The 21653-nt window shown below is 68.8% G+C and carries 17 protein-coding genes and 1 pseudogene; 8 read left to right on the top strand and 10 right to left on the bottom strand.

Annotation, left to right across the window (positions count from 1 at the left end; translation table 11 throughout):
- Positions 1-446: 446 nt before the first annotated feature.
- The gene (locus tag ACIQU6_RS24070; protein ID WP_403483737.1) at positions 447-1433 is read right to left on the bottom strand and encodes a GlxA family transcriptional regulator; all 987 of its coding nucleotides are present in this window, start codon (positions 1431-1433) and stop codon (positions 447-449) included.
- A 70-nt stretch (positions 1434-1503) separates the two neighbouring features.
- Here ACIQU6_RS24070 and ACIQU6_RS24065 point away from each other — a divergent pair, with 70 nt between their 5' ends.
- Entirely contained in the window at positions 1504-2475 is a 972-nt protein-coding gene (locus ACIQU6_RS24065) for an NADP-dependent oxidoreductase (RefSeq protein WP_403483736.1), read from the top strand.
- A gap of 133 nt (positions 2476-2608) precedes the next feature.
- On the opposite strand, the gene ACIQU6_RS24060 is transcribed toward ACIQU6_RS24065, so the two are convergent.
- Positions 2609-3520 (bottom strand): helix-turn-helix domain-containing protein, encoded by a 912-nt coding sequence (locus tag ACIQU6_RS24060; protein WP_403483735.1) that lies wholly within the window; start codon positions 3518-3520, stop codon positions 2609-2611.
- Between the two features lie 171 nt (positions 3521-3691).
- Positions 3692-3928 carry a DUF397 domain-containing protein gene (locus ACIQU6_RS24055; protein ID WP_403483734.1) on the bottom strand — a complete coding sequence of 79 codons (237 nt, stop codon included), beginning with the start codon at positions 3926-3928 and terminating at the stop codon, positions 3692-3694.
- 198 nt (positions 3929-4126) lie between these two features.
- On the opposite strand from ACIQU6_RS24055, the gene ACIQU6_RS24050 reads away from it, so the two are divergent.
- The gene (locus tag ACIQU6_RS24050; RefSeq protein WP_403483733.1) at positions 4127-4657 is read left to right on the top strand and encodes an ATP-binding protein; all 531 of its coding nucleotides are present in this window, start codon (positions 4127-4129) and stop codon (positions 4655-4657) included.
- A gap of 93 nt (positions 4658-4750) precedes the next feature.
- On the opposite strand, the gene ACIQU6_RS24045 is transcribed toward ACIQU6_RS24050, so the two are convergent.
- The gene (locus ACIQU6_RS24045) at positions 4751-5593 is read right to left on the bottom strand and encodes an SAM-dependent methyltransferase (protein WP_403483732.1); all 843 of its coding nucleotides are present in this window, start codon (positions 5591-5593) and stop codon (positions 4751-4753) included.
- Between the two features lie 685 nt (positions 5594-6278).
- Here ACIQU6_RS24045 and secD point away from each other — a divergent pair.
- A complete protein-coding gene (gene secD / locus ACIQU6_RS24040) occupies positions 6279-8609 on the top strand; it encodes a protein translocase subunit SecD (RefSeq protein ID WP_403483731.1) in 2331 nt (776 codons plus the stop codon).
- Between the two features lie 140 nt (positions 8610-8749).
- Here the strand turns inward: secD and ACIQU6_RS24035 are convergent, their stop codons facing one another.
- Complete coding sequence (locus ACIQU6_RS24035; protein WP_403483730.1) at positions 8750-9637, bottom strand: SAM-dependent methyltransferase; 888 nt, start codon at positions 9635-9637, stop codon at positions 8750-8752.
- 1351 nt (positions 9638-10988) lie between these two features.
- On the bottom strand, positions 10989-11975 hold the full coding sequence (locus ACIQU6_RS24030) for an AraC family transcriptional regulator (RefSeq protein WP_403483729.1): 987 nt from the start codon (positions 11973-11975) through the stop codon (positions 10989-10991).
- A gap of 552 nt (positions 11976-12527) precedes the next feature.
- Between ACIQU6_RS24030 and ACIQU6_RS24025 the strand changes: the two genes are divergently transcribed.
- From ACIQU6_RS24025 to ACIQU6_RS24015, 3 genes and pseudogenes are all read left to right on the top strand, one after another.
- Positions 12528-13748, top strand: a complete 1221-nt coding sequence (locus ACIQU6_RS24025) for a styrene monooxygenase/indole monooxygenase family protein (protein ID WP_403483728.1) — start codon at positions 12528-12530, stop codon at positions 13746-13748.
- 61 nt (positions 13749-13809) lie between these two features.
- Positions 13810-15024 (top strand): annotated as a pseudogene (locus ACIQU6_RS24020) (styrene monooxygenase/indole monooxygenase family protein); the annotation flags it as partial.
- Positions 15025-15066: 42 nt separating this feature from the next.
- On the top strand, positions 15067-15534 hold the full coding sequence (locus tag ACIQU6_RS24015) for a flavin reductase family protein (RefSeq protein ID WP_403483743.1): 468 nt from the start codon (positions 15067-15069) through the stop codon (positions 15532-15534).
- A 166-nt stretch (positions 15535-15700) separates the two neighbouring features.
- Here ACIQU6_RS24015 and ACIQU6_RS24010 read toward each other — a convergent pair whose 3' ends face one another.
- Both ACIQU6_RS24010 and ACIQU6_RS24005 read right to left on the bottom strand, forming a co-directional pair.
- Positions 15701-16177, bottom strand: a complete 477-nt coding sequence (locus tag ACIQU6_RS24010) for a hypothetical protein (RefSeq protein WP_403483727.1) — start codon at positions 16175-16177, stop codon at positions 15701-15703.
- 260 nt (positions 16178-16437) lie between these two features.
- On the bottom strand, positions 16438-18117 hold the full coding sequence (locus ACIQU6_RS24005) for a TlrC/CarA/OleB/SrmB family ABC-F type ribosomal protection protein (protein ID WP_403483726.1): 1680 nt from the start codon (positions 18115-18117) through the stop codon (positions 16438-16440).
- A gap of 281 nt (positions 18118-18398) precedes the next feature.
- On the opposite strand from ACIQU6_RS24005, the gene ACIQU6_RS24000 reads away from it, so the two are divergent.
- The gene (locus ACIQU6_RS24000; protein WP_403483725.1) at positions 18399-18788 is read left to right on the top strand and encodes a hypothetical protein; all 390 of its coding nucleotides are present in this window, start codon (positions 18399-18401) and stop codon (positions 18786-18788) included.
- Here the strand turns inward: ACIQU6_RS24000 and ACIQU6_RS23995 are convergent.
- Positions 18752-19534, bottom strand: coding sequence for an SGNH/GDSL hydrolase family protein (locus ACIQU6_RS23995; RefSeq protein WP_403483724.1), 783 nt, complete (start codon positions 19532-19534; stop codon positions 18752-18754). The genes ACIQU6_RS24000 and ACIQU6_RS23995 overlap by 37 nt on opposite strands.
- 340 nt (positions 19535-19874) lie before the next feature.
- Positions 19875-20357 carry a hypothetical protein gene (locus ACIQU6_RS23990; protein ID WP_403483723.1) on the bottom strand — a complete coding sequence of 161 codons (483 nt, stop codon included), beginning with the start codon at positions 20355-20357 and terminating at the stop codon, positions 19875-19877.
- A gap of 349 nt (positions 20358-20706) precedes the next feature.
- Here ACIQU6_RS23990 and ACIQU6_RS23985 point away from each other — a divergent pair, with 349 nt between their 5' ends.
- A complete protein-coding gene (locus tag ACIQU6_RS23985; protein ID WP_403483722.1) occupies positions 20707-21030 on the top strand; it encodes an Lsr2 family protein in 324 nt (107 codons plus the stop codon).
- Positions 21031-21653: the final 623 nt, after the last annotated feature.

The following is a 21653-nucleotide window of genomic DNA, read 5'->3' as shown; positions in this document are numbered from 1 at the left end:
ATTTGCGCTGCAAGGTCAACCCGTAGAACGTGAAGGCTACTTGAAGCCGTCCGCCACCCGGGCCCTACTCTCTGAAACCAGACATACGGAGTCAGTGGTCTTTGTTCGTTCAGACGCCTCACGGTGGAGAGTAGCGGCACACCTGCGTAAGGATGCAAGTGTTGACGCATCCTTGACATCGCATCCGCCTCTCCCCGCCGGAGCCTTGAAATCCTCGCCGGCGAAGGGGCCGACACCGGTAACCCTCTTGGGTATTGTTTGCCGACGTGTTGCGCATGCATGGGAAAATTCACAGCATGGAAATCGCACAAAGGCGCTAACCGGCCATTCCTTGGGGGCTTTGGCCGCGTGGAGCCCTGGTTGATCGCGTGACGTATGGAGCGCGAGACGGCCTTCACTTCCGCAGTCGGGATGGGGCCGGCCGCGCACGCCGCCCCTGGCCGGCGTTACACCTTGGCTGCCGCCTGGGGTTCCGCCCCGGTCCGGAACGTCCTGCGGTACGCCTGCGGCGACACCCCGATCGTCGACTGCAGGTGCTGCCGCAGCGACGTGCCCGTGGCGAAGCCGACCTCCGCCGCGATGCGGTCGACCGACAGGTCGGTGGATTCGAGCAGGTGCCTGGCCCGGTGCACCCGCTGCTGGATCAGCCACCGGCCGGGACTCGTACCGGTCTCCTCCTGGAAGCGCCGCGCGAAGGTGCGCGGGCTCATCCGGGCGTGCGTCGCCAGCTCCCGCAGGGCGAGCGGCCGGTCGAGGTTCGCGAGGATCCAGGCACGGGTGGCGGCGGTGCTGCTGGCCTCCTCCTCCGGCATGGGTTGTTCGATGTACTGGGCCTGTCCGCCCTCGCGCCACGGCGGCACGACACAGTGCCTGGCGACGTGGTTGGCGACCGCGCTGCCGTGATCACGGCGCACCACGTGCAGGCACACGTCGACGCCGGACGCGGCGCCCGCCGACGTCAGTACGTCACCGTCGTCGATGAACAACACCTCAGGGTCCAGGGCGACTTGAGGGAACAGCTCCCGGAACAGGTCCGCCATGCCCCAGTGCGTGGTCGCGGTGCGCCCGTCGAGCAGGCCGACCGCGGCGAGCGCGAAGGCGCCGGTGCAGATGGAGACGATGCGGGTGCCCGGCCTGATCCGGGCGAGGGCGTCGCGCACGGGGCCCGGCAGCTCACGGGTGAGGAGCCGGAGATCGTACGGCGGGATGACGACCGTGTCCGCGGTTTCCAATACCTGCGGTCCGTGCTCGACGGTGATCGTGAAGTCGGCGTTGGTCGCCACCGTGCGATCGTCACTCACCGTGCACGTGACGACCTCGTACGCGTCACCGGGGACCAGCGGGAAGATCCGGTTGGGGATGCCCAGCTCGAAGGCGTAGACGCCGTCGAGGGCGAGGACGACGACGCGGTGCGGGCGGCGCTCAGCAGTCATGGCACGATTCTATCGACAAATGACAATCTTGCCATTGCCCAGGTCGGGGGCGCCCCGGCAGGCTGGATGCATGACTGAGAACACCACCTCTACCCCCGCCCCGACGATGAAGGCCGTCAGCCAGCGCACGCTCGGCGACACCGACGTCCTTGAGCTCGTCGAGACCGCGCGCCCCGAGCCGGGCGTCGGCCAGATCCTCGTCGCCGTCCATGCGGCGGGGGTCAACCCCACCGACTGGAAGCACCGCAAGCACGGCAATTTCCTGGGCGAGCCCCCGTTCACGCTGGGCTGGGACGTGTCGGGCACCGTCGAGGCCGTCGGGCTCGGCGTGTCCCTCTTCCAACCCGGCGACGAGGTGTTCGGCATGCTGCCGTACCCGCACGGCGTCGGCTCGCACGCCGAGTACGTCACCGGGCCCGCCCGCGCCTTCGTGCCCAAGCCCGCCGCGTTGAGCCACGTCGAGGCCGGCGCGCTGCCGCTGGCCGCCCTCACCGCCTGGCAGGCACTGGTCGACAACGCGCAACTGGAGCCGGGGCAGCGGGTGTTGGTGCACGCGGCCGCCGGCGGCGTGGGACACCTCGCGGTGCAGATCGCCAAGGCGCGGGGAGCCTATGTGATCGGCACGGCCAGCGCCGCCAAGCACGACTTTGTTCGGGGCCTGGGCGCGGACGAGATGATCGACTACCGCACCGTCGACTTCACCGAGGCCGTCACCGACGTCGATGTGGTGCTCGACACGCTGGGTGACGAGACCTCCCTGCGCTCCCTGAAGGTGCTGCGGCCCGGCGGCATGCTGGTGTCGATCCTTCCCGGGGACGCGACCGAAGTGGTCGAGCGTGCACGGGAGTTGGGCGTGCGGAGCAGGTTCATGATCGTGGAGCACGACCAGACGGGCATGGCGGCGATCGCGGCGCTGGTCGAGTCCGGCCAGTTGCACGCGCACGTGTCCGGCACGTACCCGCTCGACGAGGCCGCGAAGGCCCACGCGGAGGGCGAAACGGGCCGCGTCACGGGCAAGCTGGTGCTCACGGCCCGCTCGTGACCGAAAATCACCGTCCGCACGACGCCGCCCGTTTGGGACCGCAACGGGCGGCACATCACCTCAGATCACCTCACCCAGGTCATCCGGCTCCGGTGATCTGACTCAGGACGTCCGACTCACGTCGGAGTCGGACTCACGTCATCTGGTCGATCAGCACGTTCAGGAAGTCGCCGGTCTCCTCCGGGGTGTTGGCCTCCGTGCACAGGCGATCCATCACGGCCGTGTACTGGTCGATCGACTCCTGCTTGTCCAGATACAGGGCGCTGGTGAGCTGCTCCAGATAGACCTTGTCGGGCAACTCCGGCTCGGAGAAGCGCAGGATGCTGAAGGGTGCACCGGCAGCCGCGTTCGCCCCGACGCTGAACGGGGCGATCTGCAGCGTCACGTTGGGCATCTGCGCCGCCTTGAGGAGGTACTGCAACTGGGCGACCATCACCTCGGTGCCACCGAAGGGGCGGCGCAGCACGGCCTCGTCGACCACCGCCCACAGTCGCGGGGCCTCGGGCCGGGCGAGCAGCTTCTGGCGCTCCATCCGCAGGGCGACCATGCGGTCGACCTTCTCCTGCGGTGCGTTGGGGTAGCCGATGCGCGTGACGGCCTGGGCGTAGTCCTCGGTCTGGAGGAGTCCCGGCAGGAACTGCACCTGGTAGGTGCGGATCAGCGCGGCGGCTTCCTCCAGGCCGAGGTGGAGCTCGAACCAGTCCTCCAGGACGTCGCTGTACTCGTGCCACCAGCCGGGCGAGTTGGCCTGGTCGGCGAGCTCGAAGAACTCGGCGCGGCGATCGGGGTCCAGCACCTTGTAGAGCGTGAGCAGATCGACCAGATCCGGTCTCTTGAAACCGACCTGGCCCCGTTCGAGACGGGTGATCTTGGCGTGCGAACCACGGATGGCCCGGCCCGCGTCCTCACGCGAGATCCCGGCCGCGGTACGCAGCCGCCGGAGTTGGGCGCCCAGCACGATACGCGCCGCAGTGGGCCCCACTTGGGGCTCCTGCAGGTAGCGCGCTATCGACAGCTCGCCTTCCGGCCGCATCGTGGCGGTCATCCCAACTCCCGTAAGCGACAGTGTTGATACGCCAAGTGTCGCACTTACCGGCCGTCAGGTACAGAATCACGCCATCCTTCCGCCGAGGAGGCTGAGCATGCGCCGCCGAGCCCGCTGGGGCGGTCATGCAGGGCGGGCCCACCGGGATGGGCCCGCCACCAGGTTGGCGCCTCAGGCCACCATCGCGTCGAAGTCGCCGTCCTTCGCGCCGCCGACGAACGCGACCATCTCAGCCCGCGTGTAGATGAGCGCCGGCCCGTGCGGGTCACGGGAGTTGCGGACGGCGAAGCCGCCGTCGGCCAGCTCGGCGACCTCCACGCAGTCGCCGCCGGGGGCGCTGCGCTTGCTCTTCCTCCACACCGCGCCCTCGATCAGGTCCGCGGACACACCGTTGTCGAACTGCTGCATCCCGCTGCTCCCTCGCTCTCCGTACAGGCTTCTCAATCCAGCATCACGAACTGCCGCACGTGCGGCTGCACTTACCGATGCAATTACGTTCGTCTCGAATGTAATTGCAGATGCACTTGCAGCGCCAGCGCTGGCCAGGGATAGTGGTTCAGGATCACCGTTCGTGACGAAGGTCTGAGAGGCGCCACGGAGTTCGTGATGACCATCCGCTCGGCAGGTTCGACTGCCGCCCCGTTCCCCACCCTGCCCCTCGGCCACTGGCTCGCGCAGGCACCGCGCATCCTGCCGTTCACCGACGACCGCACCGCCCACCCCGACGGGCTCGCCGCCCGCGCCCTCACGGCGGACGGCCAAGCGGCCGCGGAGGCACGCCGGTTCACCCACACCACGCTCAGCGGCTGGAACCTCAAGCCCGTGGTCGACAACGCCGTCCTGGTCGTCACGGAGCTGCTCACCAACGCCCTGCGCTACGGGCTCACCAAGCCCACGGGACAACCCCGCGACGCCGCCCCGCATCCGCTCTGGCTGGGCCTGTTGCGCTGTCGGGACCTCGTCCTGTGCACGGTCTGCGACCACAGCCCGGACGTTCCGGTCCTGCGGGAGCCCGACCACTTGGCCCAGAGCGGGCGCGGGCTGCACATCATCGACTGCCTGAGTTCCTCGTGGGGATGGACCACCCCGACCGCCGACGGCAAGGCGGTCTGGGCGGCACTACCGGCCGCCGACTGACCGACCTCGTCCGGCGCACCCCAACGCGCAGGACGGCGCTGACAAGGGCCCCACCCGCAGCGCCAGCGCGGGTGGGGCCCTTCGCTCTGCGGCTCAGCCCTTGCGGCCGACCCCCGCATACAGCGGCACGTCCACATCGGACCAGGTGATCGCGCCCAGCTCCACCGGGTCCGGACGCCAACGGTGGACCACCGTCAGGCCGGGATCGACCAGTTCGAGGCCGTCGAAGAAGCGCAGCACCTCGCCCTTGCTCCGCGCGTTGACGTGGGAGCCCTTGGACTCGAAGTTCTCCGAGACCTCCTGGAGCGCCTCCGGCTCGAAGTCGGCGGTGACATAGGTCAGCGCCAGATAGCTGCCCGGCGCGAACGCGTCCATCAACTCCCCGACGACGGCGTACGGATCGCACTCCGGCGGGAGCCAGTGCAACACCGCGATCAGGGTGAGGGCCACCGGTTGACCCAGGTCCAGCGTCTGTTGCAGCTTCTCGTTGCGCAGGATCTGCCCGGGGCGGGTGAGATCGGCCTGGATGTAGGCGGTGCGGCCCTGCGGGTGACTGGTGTGCAGCGCCCGCGAATGCGCCAGCACGATCGGGTCGTTGTCGGCGTAGACGACGCGGGACTCGGGTGCCCCGACCTGAACGATCTCGTGGAGGTTGGGCGGGGTCGGGATGCCGGTGCCGATGTCCAGGAACTGCTGGATGCCGGCCTCGGCGGACAGGTGGCGGACCGCGCGGTGCATGAAGCCACGGTTCTGGCGGGCGATGGTGGCCGCGAACGGCAGCGCCGCGAGCGTCCGCTCGGCCGCCTCCCGGTCCGCCGGGTAGTTGGTCTTGCCGCCGAGCAACACGTCGTAGACCCGGGCGGCATGCGGCCGATCCGTATGCAGCTCGACCGGCTCCTGCAGCCGCGCCCCCATCCAGTCCTCCGGCACCGCCATCTTTCGGCCACCTTCCGTCCACTACCGACCGGTCGTTCAACTTCCTTCGTCAGCTTAGTGCGTTGACCGGTCAGCACGTTGACCTACGACGGCGGACCACACGGAGGAGACGCCCGCGACGCGGCCGGCTGACGTGCGGAACGCGCGACCTCTGGCGGGCATCGCGAGCCGCGGCATGACACAGTGTCGGTAAGGGAGGGTTTGCGTACTGTGTCTGCTCACATAGCTCGGCGGGGCCGCTCCGCGCTGCTCGCCCTCCTCACCACGCTCGCCCTGCTCGTCCCCGGGCTCACGGAAATCGCCGCATCGACCGTCAACACGGCGGTGTCTGGCACGACGACCGTCGACACGGCGGCGCCCGGCGCGGCGACCGTCAACGGGACGCCGTCCGGCACGACGACCTGCGTGCGCCCCGCCGCCTCCGACGACGCCGCGGGACACCCCCGCGATCTTCCCCGCCTGACCCTCCCGACACCCCGTCACCTCCCCCTCCCCACACCGGTATCGGCCACCCTTCCGCCACCCCGCTCGACGGGCCCGCCACGCCCCACGTGGTTGTCCGTCCCGCCCACAACCACCACCCCCGACTCCCCCCACTACGCCGGCCGATGTCGCGACCGCGCCCCGCCCCCGCCTCCAGCCCCCTCACACCCCCATCCCACCGGGCCGCACCCGCGGCCCGCGCATGCCTGCTGGAGGCATCTTGACCCGCGCCACGAGGGTGCGGGCGCTACTCGCGCTCGCGATCCTTGCCCTCTCCACCTTCCTCGCGCTGACCCAACCCGTCCGACTCGGTCTCGACCTGCGCGGCGGAACCCAACTCGTCCTGGAGACCAGGGACTCCCCCACCGCAACCGCTGACCGCGACGCCACCGACCGCACCCTGGAAGTGCTCCGCCGACGCGTCGACGCCCTCGGCGTCAGCGAACCCAACCTCACCCGCGCCGGCGACCACCGCATCGTCGTGGAACTGCCCGGCGTCCACGACCCCGACGAGGCCGCCGAGATCCTCGGCCGTACCGCCCAACTCACCGTCCACCCGGTCCTGGGCACCGCCGCCAAGGGCACCAAGCCCGCCGACGGCGACCGCAACACCGTTCTCCCCGACGAATCAGGCACCCCACTACGGCTCGGCCCCGCCGCCCTGACCGGAGCCGAAGTGCAGCGCGCCGAGGCCGAGTTCGACGCGGAACGCGGCGGCGGCTGGTCCGTCGGCCTCGGACTGCGCGGCACCGGCGAACGGGCCTGGGCGCAGCTCACCGGCCAGGCAGCCTGCGCCGCGGCACACGACCCGGCACGCCGCGCAGCCATCGTCCTCGACAACAAGATCATCTCGTCACCGGCGGTCGAACCGTCCGTAGCCTGCGGCACCGGCATCACCGGCGGCCACACCCAGATCACCGGCGGCTTCGACCAACGCGCCGCCCAAGAACTGGCGCTGCTCATCAACGGCGGGGCACTACCGGTACCGGTGGACCTCGTCGAACAACGCGCCGTCGGCCCCACCCTGGGCGCCCAGGCAATCACCTCCAGCGCCACCGCGGCAGCCATCGGCATCGCCCTGACGGCCCTCTTCCTCACCGTCATCTACCGCCTGCTCGGCGCCCTCGCCACGCTCGCCCTCGCCTGCTACGCACTCATCTCCTACGCGGCCCTGCTGGCCCTGGGCGCGACCCTCACCCTCCCCGGCCTCGCCGGGTTCGTACTGGCCATCGGCATGGCCGTGGACGCCAACGTCCTGGTCTTCGAACGCGCCAGGGAGGAGTACGCGGCCGGCCGCGGCACCCGGCCCCGCACCCTCCGCAGCGCCCTGACAGCCGGCTTCCGCAACGCACTCAGCGCCATCGCCGACACCAACATCACCACCCTCCTCGCCGCGGGGCTGCTCTTCGCCTTCGCCTCCGGACCGGTACGCGGCTTCGGCGTCACCCTCTGCATCGGGGTAGCCGCCTCGATGGTCAGCGCGCTACTGATCACCCGGGTCCTCGCGGAATACGCGATCGCCCGCGGCCCGGTGCAACGGCGCCCGCGACTGACCGGCCTGGCCGGCCTCGGCCGCATCCGCACCTGGCTCACCCGCCGCAGCCCCAACCTCATGCGCCACCGGCGCCGTTGGCTGGCGCTGAGCGGCGCCGCCGTCCTGCTCGCCACGTCCGGCATCGCCGTCCGCGGCCTCGACTACGGCGTGGAGTTCACCGGCGGCCGCATGATCGAGTACACCACCTCCCGCCCGGTCGACGCCGAACGCGCCCGCACCGCCCTCGGCACCGCGGGCCTGGACCGCGCCCAGGTCACCACCTCCGGCGACCGCTCCCTGACCGTACGCACCGAACACCTCTCGGCCGACCAACTCACCACCACCGACCGCGTCGTGAACGAACTCGGCAACGGCGCGGAGAAGATCCGAGACGAACTCATCGGCCCGAGCCTGGGCGACGAACTGCGGAACGGCGCCCTGATCGCCCTCGGCCTGGCCCTGGCCGCACAGTTGGTATACCTAACGGTGCGCTTCCAAGGGGCCTTCGCCCTGTCCGCCGTCATCGCCATGGCACACGACGTGCTCGTGCTCGTCGGAGTCTTCGCCTGGCTCGACAAACCCATCGACGGCGTCTTCCTCGCCGCCCTGCTGACCGTGATCGGCTACTCCGTCAACGACACCGTCGTGGTCTTCGACCGCATCCGCGAACTGCGCACCACCGCCCGCGGCACCCCGTTCCCCGACCTCGCCAACCACGCGGTACTCCAGACCGTCCCACGCACCATCAACACCGGCATGGGCGCGGCCTTCATCCTCGCCGCACTCGCCGTCCTGGGCGGCGACACCCTCACCGACTTCGCCCTGGCCCTACTGATCGGCATCACCGTCGGCACCTACTCCTCGATCTTCACCGCCACCCCACTGGCCATCGCCCTCACCCAACGCAGCAACGGCAACGGCAACAACCCCGCACCACGACGGTCCCGCCGCCCTGCGCCCCGCCGCAGGGACCCACGGGACAACGGCGCTCGCGTCTAACGACCATGCCGCTGCCCGACCACTGAACAGACCACTGGACAACCGACGGGGTGGACCACTGAAGGAAGACCCCTAACACCCGCTACCGCACGCCCGCTTCCTCACCCCGACCGCCGCGACCGGTATCGCCATCACCGTCGCTACCGCTCGGCGGTGAGGAAGCGGGCGTGCACCACGGCGCGCCCCATCATGCCGGGGAGTTCCCGCCCAAACCCCGCGGCGACCTCCGGCACCGGCACGGCCCGCACCTCCCACCCGGCGGCGGCAAGCTGCCGATCGGGGTCCTCCTTGCCCTCGAAGTGCCACAACTCGGCAATATCAACCCCGAGTTGCCGTGTCACCACACGAAACTCCGGATCCTCCACAATTGGTCGAACACTCGACGCCAAATGCTCCGCAGCCAACTGACTGCCAGGCGCGGACAACGCGCTGATCCGCTCAAAGAACAACCGCTCCGCCTCCCCGGGCAAAAACGGCAACAACCCCTCCACCAACCACACGGCCGCCCGCCCCGGATCGAACCCAGCACCCCGCAACGCCGTCGGCCAGTCACCCCGCAGATCAACCGGAACGACGTGCCGACCACATCGAGGACGCGCCCCGAGCCGACCCAGCACCCCCTCCTTGAACTCCAACACCCGCACCTGATCGATCTCGAACAACTCCACGCCCGCCGGCCAGTCCAACCGAAACGCCCGCGCATCCAACCCCGCGGCCGGCACCACCACCTGCCTGATCCCCCCAGCCACCGCCCCCATCAAGAACCGATCGAGAAACCGCGACCGCACGCCCATATACGCCGCCAACGAGACCCACATCTCACGTGCGCTCTCGGACAGTTGCGCAAGCTCCCCGATCCGCCGCGGCACCGGCACCGGCGCCTCCTCCGCCGCGGCCGCAAACTCCCCGGCGTACGGATCGCTCACCAGCCGATCGTCCCGCTCACTCTCCAACGCCCGCCCAGCAGCCACGCCAAGCGCCGTCAACCCCACCCCGGAGACGATGTCCCACTGCTCAAACTCCACCACGCGGGACTCCTCCATAAATGCACACGAACCAGAAAAATCAGACTCGACTAAGCCCCTGTCACTCTGACCCGACCAACGGGGGCACGCAAGCACCTCCGGGTAGTGGTCGCACTAGATCAGCCAGGAGGCGTGCTCGACGAGTGCGTGCGGGACGTCGAGCACGGAAGAATACGGAACCAAACGTGCCCCTCGGATACTGCGTGTTGAGTGAGATCACCACGCCAACAACGAGGGGGCTCGCCTCATCACCCGCACCCGTCTGACCAACCTCTTCACTCCCCCGGGTCCAGGATGAACAAGGCTCCTTGCCCTACTTCGCACTGACGCCGTTTGCATGCCGACAGTGGGCGGCCACAGGTTCCTGCGGCCGCCCACTGAACGGGCCATTACCGAGCCATCGATTGAACGGCATTCACCCAATGCCACCACCCTTGCGTGTCGCGAAATTACGATAGATGGCACTTTCTTCCACCGATTCGAATGCGGTCTTGTCCCACCCGACCATCATCTGGCGATCAGCGCCGCAGAAATCGCCCGCGTTATGGACAAGCGCTGCCCTGTCACCGGCAATCACATAGCAGGCACCAAGGTTGACAAGGGTTAGGTGGTGCACCCGCCGGCGGGAGGCACCCCATGCGTTGACAGCATCTGGGCGCACGTCACGGTCAAACCGCTGGTTCCCCTACCGCGACCCGTAACATCCTGGCGCGCACATTTCGCGCATGTTGACCCATGGGGCAATAATCCGTCAAGGTTAATCAAAGTGAACGCATGCAACGCGTCTCGCGTTCCGTTGCCGGCAGGACCTCAGCTCCCCGCCCCAAGGTACGAACACCCACGCATTCCAAGCAGCTTTCCCAACTCGTCACTGCCATGGACACACTGGGGTCTCCCCGGTCGTGGGAGCTGTTCCTGGCCAGCAGAGAGTGGCCACGCCTGGCGCAACTTCGCGGCTCTCGCAGTCGAGACAGTCTCCAGAACGCGTGGATGGATCACAGGGGGTCCGCAGATCCGCCCACGCGAGCGCCGCCGATGGTTTGTTGCGCCCACCGCAGCAGCAGAACATGCTGTGCCCCTGGGCCATACACCTCAACATGCGCTGGCAGGAGGGCTGTACTGACAGTGGCCCGCTGTTCCACGAAATCCAGGCGCGTGGTCACCGCAGCAGCAGACGCAGCGTCCGTTCTCGGCTTGAACCCCAGCGAGCCTTCAGCGCGCCACCACTCAAGACGCCCTGAGCAGCCGCGGTCCAGCAGGCCCTCGCCTGGCTCACCGCAGGCCAAGAACTCCACCGAAAGCGCACCCTGACCAGTTGCCTCAAACTTGCCGATCCCCAACTACGCCCCATCCCCTACCCCCGCAAGGTCTCCGAGGGCGACTCCCCGAATCGTTCGCGGTATGCGAGGGAGAAGCGGCCCGGGTGGAGGAAGCCCCAGTGGGTGGCGACGGTGGTGACTGTGGTGGTGCCTGGGTCGGCGGCCAGGAGTTCCTTGCGGATGCGGTCGAGGCGGACCTCACGGAGGTAGGCGAGCGGGGTCGTGTCGAGGTGGCGGCGGAAGCCTTCCTGGAGGGCGCGTACGCCGACGCCGACGCATTCCGCGATCTCCGCGACGGTGAGCGGTTCGGCGGCGTGGCCCTCGATGATTTCCATGGCGCGGCGGACCGTGGGGGGCGCGACGCGGGGCTGCTCGCCGAGCAGTGCCGGCGTGTAGTTGTTGGGCTGGGCCATCAACAACTGGGTCATGAGCAGGGATTCGAGCTGTTTGGTGACGATGGGCTGGTTCGTCATCGTCAGGCCCTCGGGCCCCTCCGCCTCTCGGCGCATGAGGTCGACGATGTTGAGCCAGGAACGAGCGCCCGGGGTGGTGAGGTTCATGCCCAGCGAGAAGAGGATCGGGCGGCGGACGGCGCGGCCGAGCAGGCTGCCCAGGTGCGATTCCAGGGACGCCCGGTTGAACCACACGATCAGTTGCGGATTGCCGGCGCCCCAGCGCATGTCCAACTTTCCGGTCGGAGAGGGGACGGAGGCGAGTTCGGGGGAGGAAACGATCTCCTCGCGGCCGCAGGTGATTTCGGCGTAACCGGCGAGGGGGATCTGGACCAGGAAGAAGCTCTCCAGGTCACCCGGCGTTATCCGGACTTCCGTTCCGTAGTCGAGGTAGTACAGACCCGTCTGGTCGAAGGGTGCGCCGTGCAGCCGGGCGTCGAGCGTCGCCGAGCGTTGCGTGATGCGCAGCTCGTGCGGACAGAAGGCCCGGCCGACCTCGGCCCGCGCTTCCCAAATGTCCGTTGTGTGGAACCGCTGGTGGTTTGCGAGGGGCGGCTCTTCAGCGGGCATCTGGAACCTCCACCGCCGAGATGCGCAATCGGGACAGCGATCCGCGCGATGCGGATAGCAAAGGTGATCTTTCCATACCAAGGTTGATCACCGACCGCCGCGGGCCCGAGAAGAAACCAGGGAAGCAACGATGCAGGGAGTGCCGGGCCGGGCTGCGCCCGTCACGGGCGGAGTCACGTCCAGCGGACAGCACGCCGTATGCGCGGCGCCTCGCGTGCCACCTGCCACCGGGCCGGCGGGAGTCGACGAGAGCGCGCCTCCACACCCCGCGGCACCCGTGCAACTGCTGCCCCAGTTCGCAGAGTCGGCCGGTCCCCTTTAGCCAGCCGGGTGCCCTAGGACCAATCCCCCGGTCCTAGGTGACCCAGCTCCCCGCGGCTGCCCGCCGGTCCCCCCTCCGGCGGGCAGCCGCTTTCCTCCCCCGACCGCCCCCCGTTCGTCGGCGCCACCTCGTCACGACGTCGCCGAACCGAACGCCGGAAGCAGCGCACGCCCCACACCGCACGACGCCTCTCCCAAGACCGCACACCCCGACCCTCCGGAGATCCCCTCATGCGCAAGATCACCATCGTCGGAGCCGGCCAGGCCGGCCTCCAGCTCGGTATCGGCCTGATCGACCACGGTTACGACGTCACCATCGTCTCCAACCGCACCGGCGACCAGATCCGCGAGGGCCGGGTCATGTCCAGCCAGGCCATGTTCGGCACCGCGCTGGCGCACGAGCGCAACCTCGGCCTCGACTTCTGGGGCGACGCCTGCCCGTCGATAGCCGGGCTCGGCGTGAACATCGCCAACGGCCAGGGCGGCCGGGCACTCTCCTTCGACGCCCGCCTTGACGCCACCGCCCACTCCATCGACCAGCGCGTCAAGATGCCGCTCTGGATGGGTGAGTTCGCGCGCCGCGGTGGCCGCCTGGAGATCCACGAGGCCGGCGTCGCGGACCTGGAGCGCTACGCCGCCGAGTCCGACCTGGTGATCGTCGCGGCCGGCAAGGGCGAGATCGCCGGGCTGTTCGAGCGGGACGCCGAACGCTCCCCGTACGACGCCCCGCAGCGCGCGCTGGCCCTGGCCTACGTCACCGGCATGGCGCCGCTGCCCGACCGCCCCGGCGTCAGCTTCAACGTCATCCCCGGCCTGGGCGAGTACTTCACCATGCCCAGCCTCACCACCAGCGGCCCCTGCGACATCATGTTCTTCGAGGGCGTCCCCGGCGGCCCGCTCGACTGCTTCGACGGGCTCGCCCCCGACGCACAGTTGGCGAAGTTCCAGGAGCTGCTGCGGGCATACGTCCCGTGGGAGGCCGAGCGCTGCACCGACGTCGCGCTCACCGACTGGAACGGCACCCTCACGGGCCGCTTCGCGCCGACCGTCCGCAAGCCCGTCGCCACGCTGCCCTCCGGCGCGCAGGTGCTCGGCCTCGCCGACGTCGTGGTCCTCAACGACCCGATCACCGGCCAGGGTTCCAACAACGCCTCGAAGTGCGCGGCCTCCTACCTGGCCACTCTCCTCGACCACGGCGAGCGCCCCTACGACGCCGCGTTCATGGAGCTGGCCTTCGGTCGCTTCTGGGACAACGCGCAGTCCGCCACGGCCTGGACCAACGCGATGCTCGGCGCCCCGCCGCAGCACGTCCTGGAGCTGTTCGCCGCGGCGACCGCCAACTCCCGCATCGCCGCCCGCTTCGTCAACGGCTTCGACGACCCGCGCGACTTCTTCCACTGGTTCATGGACCCGGCCGCCGCGAAGAGCTACCTGGCCGGAGTCACTGCCTGAGCGGCGATGATACGTACGTAGGTACCGAGAGCCGTAGCGAGAGACATAACGAGAGCGGGTCATGAGAAGGATCGCGGTGGTCGGGGCCGGGCAGGCGGGGTCCCAACTCGCCCTGGGGCTCCAGGCACACGGCTATGACGTCACCCTGGTCACCGACCGCGATCCCGACGCGATCCGTCGCGGCCCGGTCATGTCCAGTCAGTGCATGTTCGACACCGCGCTGCAGAGCGAGCGCGAACTCGGCCTGCACCACTGGGAGGACCAGGCCCCGGACATCTCCGGCATCGCGCTCTCCCTCATCGGCCCGCACGGGACTCCGGGCGTCTCCTGGCACGCAGCGCTGGAGGGCTCCGCCCACTCCGTCGACCAACGGGTCAAGTGTGCCGCCTGGATCGAGCAGTTCGCGGACGGCGGCCGCGGCGAGATCGTGCTGCACGAGGCGGGCGTCAACGACCTGGAGTGGTACGCCCGTACGCACGATCTCGTCGTGGTCTCCACGGGCAAGGGCGAGCTGAGCCGGCTCTTCCCGCGCAACCCCGAACTCTCGCCGTACGACCGGCCGCGCCGCGCGCTCGCCCTGACGTACGTCAGGGGAACCGCGCCGCGGGAGGGGGAATCCGCCGTCCACTACCGCCTGATCCCAGGCGTCGGCGAGTACTTCTCCTTTCCCGCCCTCACCACCACCGGCCCCTGCGACATCATGGTCTTCGAGGGCGTCCCCGGCGGCCCGATGGACTGCTGGGACGACATCCACACACCCCAAGAGCACCTCACCCGCTCCCTGGAAGTCCTCCACCGGTTCTTCCCCGACGAATACGAGCGGTACCGGGACGCCCAACTCACCGACGCCGGCGGTGTGTTGCGCGGTCGGGTCACTCCGACCGTCCGGCACCCCGTCGCCCGTCTGGCCTCCGGCCGGCACGTCCTCGGCATGGCCGACGCCGTCGTCCTCAACGACCCGATCACCGGCCAGGGCTCGAACAACGCGGCCCAGGCAGCGACCCACTACCTCGACAGCATCCTCCGCCACGGCGCCGCCGAGTTCACCCCGCAGTGGATGCAGCGCACCTTCGACAACTTCTGGCGCGGCTGGGCCCAGTGGGCCGTCGGCTGGACCAACTCCCTCCTGGCCGACCTGAGTCCGCACCACCGCGAACTGCTGACGGCCGCGGCCGAGATCCCCTCGGTCGCAAGCGCCCTCGCGACCGGATTCGACGACCCGCGCACCCTCTACCGCTGGTGGTTCGAGGAGGCCGAGGCACGCCGCTTCCTCGCCGAGAAGCGCGCCCGGCACGCCGCCCGCTTCGACGGCCGCGAACTGCGCCGCGCGCTGGGCCAGTACGCCACCGGCGTGACCGTGGTGACGGCCCGCGCCCCCGACGGCCGCAACGTCGGCATGACCGCCAACTCCTTCACCTCCGTCTCCTTGGACCCACCCCTCGTCCTGTGGTGCCCCGGCAAGAACAGCCCCAGCCTCCCGGACTTCACCGACGCCACGCACTTCGCCGTCCACGTACTGGCCGCCGACCAGCACCACCTCTCCCGCCAGTTCGCCACCCCGGCCGACGACAAGTTCCACGGCACCCCCACCACCCCCGGCATCGCCGGCACCCCCCTCCTGGACGGCGCGGTCGCCCGCTTCCAATGCCGCACCGTCCAACGCCTCGACGCCGGCGACCACATCATCTTCCTCGGCGAGGTCGAACAGTACGAGGCCGACGGCGGCACCCCACTGGTCTTCCACTCGGGCTACTACCACGTGGCAACCAAGCACCCTGACTTGTGAACGAGCGTGCAAGCAGTGTGTGCGGCTTCGGCGGAACGCCCCTCTCCCCCAAGGGCCCCTACATGATCCCCGGCGCCGCCTCCGCCAACCACGCCCCACCCCGGACCGGCCCACTGACCCACACCGGACGGAACAGGATCGCCCGCCGGGCAGTCGACTCACCTCATCACGCGAGCCCCCTGTGCATGCGCACAGTTCCCGCATAGTCACAGAGAACGTCGTCCAGGATTAGCGCATCGGGATACGCGAGCGGCTTCCCCACACTCCACGCCCCACCCTCACCACACATGCCCTCAAGTTCCCCAACGGCTTTCCGCAAGGCGCTCTCCACATCGATCGACGCGTTCACGACCTCGTGCGGGGACTCCAAGTCCTGTTGCAGCGCCAAGTCCCCCAACACGTCCAAGAGTCGATACGCCTCGCCCGAGATCTCCCGCACCTCGGCAGCACGCCCAGGCGCCCACCCCTGCTCAACCTGCGCCCACCACTCATGAAGGCACTGGCGAACCGCCTGAGCCCCACGGAGGAAGTTCCGAAACACATCCCCATGGAACTGCACGTCCTCGACGGTGAGCTGGCCTCGCAGCGTCCCGATCTGAACAGCGTTGTTGATGCTTCCGCCGCTTACCTCATTCGTTGCCACCTGGTGAGCCTACGGCGTCGTCTCAGGTGGTGATCTTGGCGAGACGGCGGGCGGAACGGGCTTGGTGATGGGCTGTCGCCCTGCGGACCGCAGCGATGGCCGGTCCGCAGCGCCCCTCGCCGCGATGCGATCCTGTGGGTTGTTGCCTGACGTCGATGGCGGGCGATCTCACTGCACCTGCAACGGCCGTAACAGGACACGCCGGTCTGTGGAGGGCGGCCTGCCCGCGGGAGAAGGGCCCGCAGGAAGGCCGCCTTGCGTCAGGGGTACAGAGGCGACCTGCTGGCCTCGGCCTCCGCGGCCTTCTGGAACCGCGCGACGTGGCCGGCATCCAATTCCGCGTGCCCGCCGGTGAAGCGGTTGCGCATGCGGCGGTCGTGGGTGACGACGACGACGACCGCGCCGTGGTAGCTGGCCACAGCTCCTTCCAGTTCCTCGACCAAGGCCGGGGAGAGGTGGTTGGTGGGCTCGTCCAGCAACAGCAGGTCGACAGGTTCGCTGACCAAACGGGCCAGTTCGATCCGGCGTCGCTGCCCGTAGGACAGCTCGCTCACTGTCAGACGCATGTCGGAGGGGCTGAACAGGCCGAGGGACAGGAGCTGGTCGGTGTGCTCCTCCAGGTCGCCTCCCCGGCCGCAGGCGAACGCTTGCGGGACTGTCAGACCGGGTGGCCACGGTGTTTCCTTCTGCCGCAAGTGCCCGACGCGGCCCCGCGTGCGTACCGTCCCCTCATCGGGCTGCAGTTCACCCGCCAGCACCCGCATCAACGTCGTCTTGCCAGCCCCGTTGGGCCCGGTGACCAACAGCCGCTCCCCGCCGCCGATTCGCAACGACGGCACGTGCAGCCGATCCCCGACACGGACGCCGGTGAGCTCCGCCGCGGCCCGCGACGTCGAAGACTCGGTGGTGGCGAGACGGGCGGCGAACACCAGCGGTTCCGGTGGCGGCGCGACAGGGTTGTCCGTCAGCCGTTCGACACGCTCCTTGGCGTTGCGGACGCGCCCCATCGCCCCGTGACCCCGGCCGCGGGAGCGGAACGCGCCGTGGCCGAACACGGCGAACGGCAGCTTGCGAGGTATCGCCTCCAGCCGGGCCACGTTCGTGGCGGCCAGCTTCCGGTTGCGGGCCAACTCCGCGCACCAGTCCGCGTATTCCTGTAGACGGCGCCGCCGCTCAGCGCCCTTGGCGGCAAGGTAGCCGTCGTAGCCGTCGCCGTGCCGCGTCACCTTGCCTTCGTTGACCTCCAGGATCGTGGTGGTGACCCGTGCCAGGAACACCCGGTCGTGGGTGACCGCGAGCACCGTGCCGCGATGTGCCCGCAGGTGTGCCTCCAACCACTCCACCGCCTGGTCGTCCAGATCATTGGTCGGCTCGTCCAGCAGCAACAGCTCCGGCTGGGACGCCAGGGTCGCGGCCAACGCCAGCCGCGACCGCTCACCGCCCGACAGCGTGCCCAGGGCCCGCTCCCGGGCCAGGCCAGGCAGGCCGAGCCCGTGCAGGGCGATGTCCACCCGGGCATCGGCTTCGTAACCGGAGCGCGTCTCGTACTGGGCGACCAGGTGGGCGTAGCTGTCCAGCGCGGTGGTGAGCTCCGCACCCGCCAAGCCCACGAGCCCGGTTTCGGCGTGACGCATCCGCGCTTCGAGATCACGCAGATCGGCAAGAGCCGCATCCACCGCGTCCTGGACACGGGCCTCGGGAGGCAGAGCCAACGACTGAGCGAGATAGCCCAGGCCGCCCGGCGCGATCACGGTCAACTCGCCGTTGTCGGGCTGGTCCTGCCTGGCGACCAGCCGCAGCAGGGTGGACTTCCCGGCCCCGTTGTCGCCGATGATGCCGGCCCTCTCGCCCGGCTTGACGCTGAAGGACACATCGTCCAGCACGACGTGGTCGTCGTAGCGGCGGGTGACGTTCTGAAGAGAGAGCTGTGAGGTAGGCATGGAGTCCCCCTGTTCTCGGCCGGGCCGATCGGCATGGGTGGTTGGGTGCGTCCGCGCGCGCCAGAGTCACTCCGCGGCACGCCGCGCAGGCTGCCTCGTCAAGGAAGCGGAAGCACGGATGAGAACGCGCGACGGCGGAGCGAGCTCAACGCGGTCGCACGGGGACTGTCACAGGGAACCCATGCGCGGCACAGTAGGCGGGGCGCCCATACGCCCGCAAACCCTTTCTTCGATGAGGCGGTAGAAGGGGTGAGGGAGTCGGACGGATACGCGCGACGCGTATGACATCGGCGCGGCCGGCATCACCACCGGTCCCTTCGCCAGTAGTTCTCGCCCATTACGCAGAGCTGTGGTGGGAGCGTGCCGGTACTCCCGACGGCAAGCTCCGGGACTTCGCGCGCGAAGGAGGCGACCCGGACGAAGACCGCATCGCTCAGTACCTCCGTGACGGCGAGGAACTGTTCTGGGCAAGGGGTACCGTCGGCAAGATGAAGCTCGGCGGCTTCGCCGAGTACGCCACTGTCGACGAGGACCTGGTCGCGAGGGTGTGGAAGGGCGGCGTGCCATCGGCCAATGACTTCCGCGGCACGCCGGGCTTCAGTGGGCGTCGAGGTGGTAAGGCGATGCGACGAGGTCAGGACCTTGTTGCGGTTCCCAGGGCGGGAAGGTAGCCCCTGCGCTGGCCTTGTGCGGTGGGGTGGTACGACACGTCGGCGGTGAGCAGTGACGGGGGATTGATCCAGGAGTCGGCGGAGCAGACCCCGTGTCCGGCAAACGCCGGCCGAACGTCGGCGAAGACGGCCCCCTTGTGCGCCCGCGCGCGGCCGGCGATGACGCGATCGAGGTGGTCGGCCGCCGCGTTGAGCGCTGACTGGCTCCTCCGCGTCACCATCCCGGCGGCGCAGGCCCGGTCGGCGTACAGGTGCGGATAGCCGAGCACGATCACACGGGCATGGGGCGCGGCCTTCGTGACGCGCTGCAGGAGTCCGTCGTACGCACTCGGCAGGGCGTGGTCCATGGTCCGATCGGCGCGGGCGACGCTCTCCAGGCAAGCCTTCTCACCGCGCGCCACGCAGGTCTTCATCACGTCGGCGAAGCCGATGTCGTTCCCGCCGACCGTGAGGCTCACCAGTGCCGTGCGAGGGCTGAGGCCGGAGAGCTGGGAGGTGACGACGTCGTGGATCTTCGCGCCCGAACAAGCGGCGAAGCCGAACGGTTCACCGTGGTGAGCCGCGGCCCACAACGCGGGGTAGGCGTTCGCGGCACGGCGGCAATTACCGCTGGACGCACCGGCACCAACGCCCGAGGCAAACGAATCACCCAGGGCTACGTATCCACCTTGGCGGGTTTCAACAGGCGGCTTACTGTCGGCATAGGCGGAGGCGGATGTGGCGGCCCCAGCCAGGAGAAGGGACAACGGACATGCGAGCACCGCTGCAATACGACGGCGCCATGTAGTTCGCCTCATGTCTCAGCCAACGACGAGGGCAACCGGAAGTCACGGCGCATGTCGATTATCAGAACCCGGACGGACCATCGGCGCTGACACGCGTCGAACAGACCGGGGGACGCCCTCGGCTCGCCTCGCGTGATCGATTCCACTCCCATACTCAGCGAACCAAGTACGGACCAACTGGCTCCCCTCAAGCAGTCGAATGCCGCACGGCCCGCCGCTGCGTCAGCGACGCTGCTCTAACTCGCCGAAGATTCACCACAGTTGGCGCCATATCTTGTGTGTGTGCGACAGCGCCGCTCAGTCAACCGTTCCAGGCGTACACCCGCACCGGGTCGAGATGTAGTTCGTGCGGCCCCATGCAGTCCGCGACGAGGGTGGCTATGAGGGTCCCGCACTTGCAGGCCATGTTGCGGCCTCCGGTGCCCAAAGGGCCGCAACAACCCCAATGGCGTCGGTCGGGGTTGGTCACGGTCAGGATCGGGAGATCTTCCGGGTGAACGATCGCAGAGTCCTTGGGGCCCGCCGAGACCACATTGCCCCAGGCCGCTGGCATCATCAGCGATCGGTCGCCCTCCGAACGCCGGCGTTCGTCCCCGACGGATTCGAAGGGAGCCCCCCAGGGCTCCGGATCAATCGCGTAATACCCCCGCGGTACCGTCGAGGGCGCAAGGAAGGTCTTCTTGTCGCGATCCTTGTCGTCCACCGAGACCTCCGGAACAGCGGGCAGCCGTCGTAGTTCCGGTGTGAGTTGCGCGGCGCACTTCGCGCAGTAGAAGACCGTCATGCCCGTATTTCTACCTGTTGCCGACGCATCGACACAGCCGGTTTTCCCGACGGCTCCCCGCTACCGCGAAGCGCACGGTCACCGAGGGGATGTCACCGTCAGGCCAGGTACATCGCATGCTCGGCGCGACGACCAAAAATGATTAATTCTGGCAACAAACTCTCCGCTTGGGGAGCGACACAGGAACTCCGGCACCGAGCCAACCCGCATAAAGCGGCGCATTGCGGCACCTGTGGACCAAAGGACACGCCCCCAACTCGGCCACCGAACCCGGGGTCATGACGCTTCTTCCGCTCGACCCATGCAGGGAGGCGTCAAAACGACTTACGACGTCTTCTATAGTTTCTGTATGGCTCAGAAAGTAGTAACCATCATCACGGACGACCTCACGGGCGAGGAAAGCTCGGAGGCCGCCACTCATCGCTTCGGCCTCGACGGCGTCGAATATGAAATTGACCTGGCACCCGACAGTTACGACCAGCTACTGGAAGCTCTTGCACCGTTCACGCGGACTGGACGACGGGTCGGCAAGTCCCGCAAGGGCCAGAAGCCCGTGGCTCGGCGCGATGACAGCGCGGCCGTGCGCGCTTGGGCGCGGGAGGCAGGTTACGAGGTCTCCGAGCGCGGCCGCGTGCCGGCGGACGTTCGCGAGGCATACGACAAGGCCCACTGACCCACCCGTCCCTCGGGGGGCCTTTCACCATGAAAGGCCCCCCGAGTCGACTTTCAGGGCAGCCCTCCCCCCTCCAGTCTTAGCAAGCCAGTTCCGCAGTCACTTCCGTGAGCTTGCCTGACTCGCTCCGTTCACTCCGTCTCAGCTCGACTCCGTCAGCGGGCGGGGCTGCGGACAACGCCCAGCCCCGACGGAGGTGCGGACTCGACTCTGCCTAACGCCGTGCCCATGCCCATGCCCATGTCATCCTCATGCGCTGTACCCCACCGCCCGGCCCCTGGCCAGCACCCGTCGCCGAGGTCGCACAGAGGGCGAAAACAAACGTGGGCCGAATATTCGCTGGCGTCGCTCGATAGCAGCCCCTTATTCTCAGCCGCAACGCGATGACGGAGACAAGTAACCCGGATCCCGCGAGCCGAGAGAGCCGCCAGATGCTGTGAAGGCGGCCTCGCGTCCCGGAGCGAATCCCCTCCTGAGTGCGAGGAGGAACGGTCACGGAGTGTGGCCCGATGCCTCGCCGGCCGGCCCCCGTCACAGGGTTGCGAACGAGGCCGCCACACCGCTGGCGGCGAAGGCGCGGTGGCACCGCGAGTTGCCCCTTCTCGCCCGCGCCCCCAAGGGAT

The sequence above is a fragment of the Streptomyces sp. NPDC090442 genome, from assembly GCF_044769405.1.
Taxonomy (GTDB): domain Bacteria; phylum Actinomycetota; class Actinomycetes; order Streptomycetales; family Streptomycetaceae; genus Streptomyces.
Note: the sequence above shows the minus strand (reverse complement) of the source record. Positions and strands in the feature narration are given on the sequence as shown.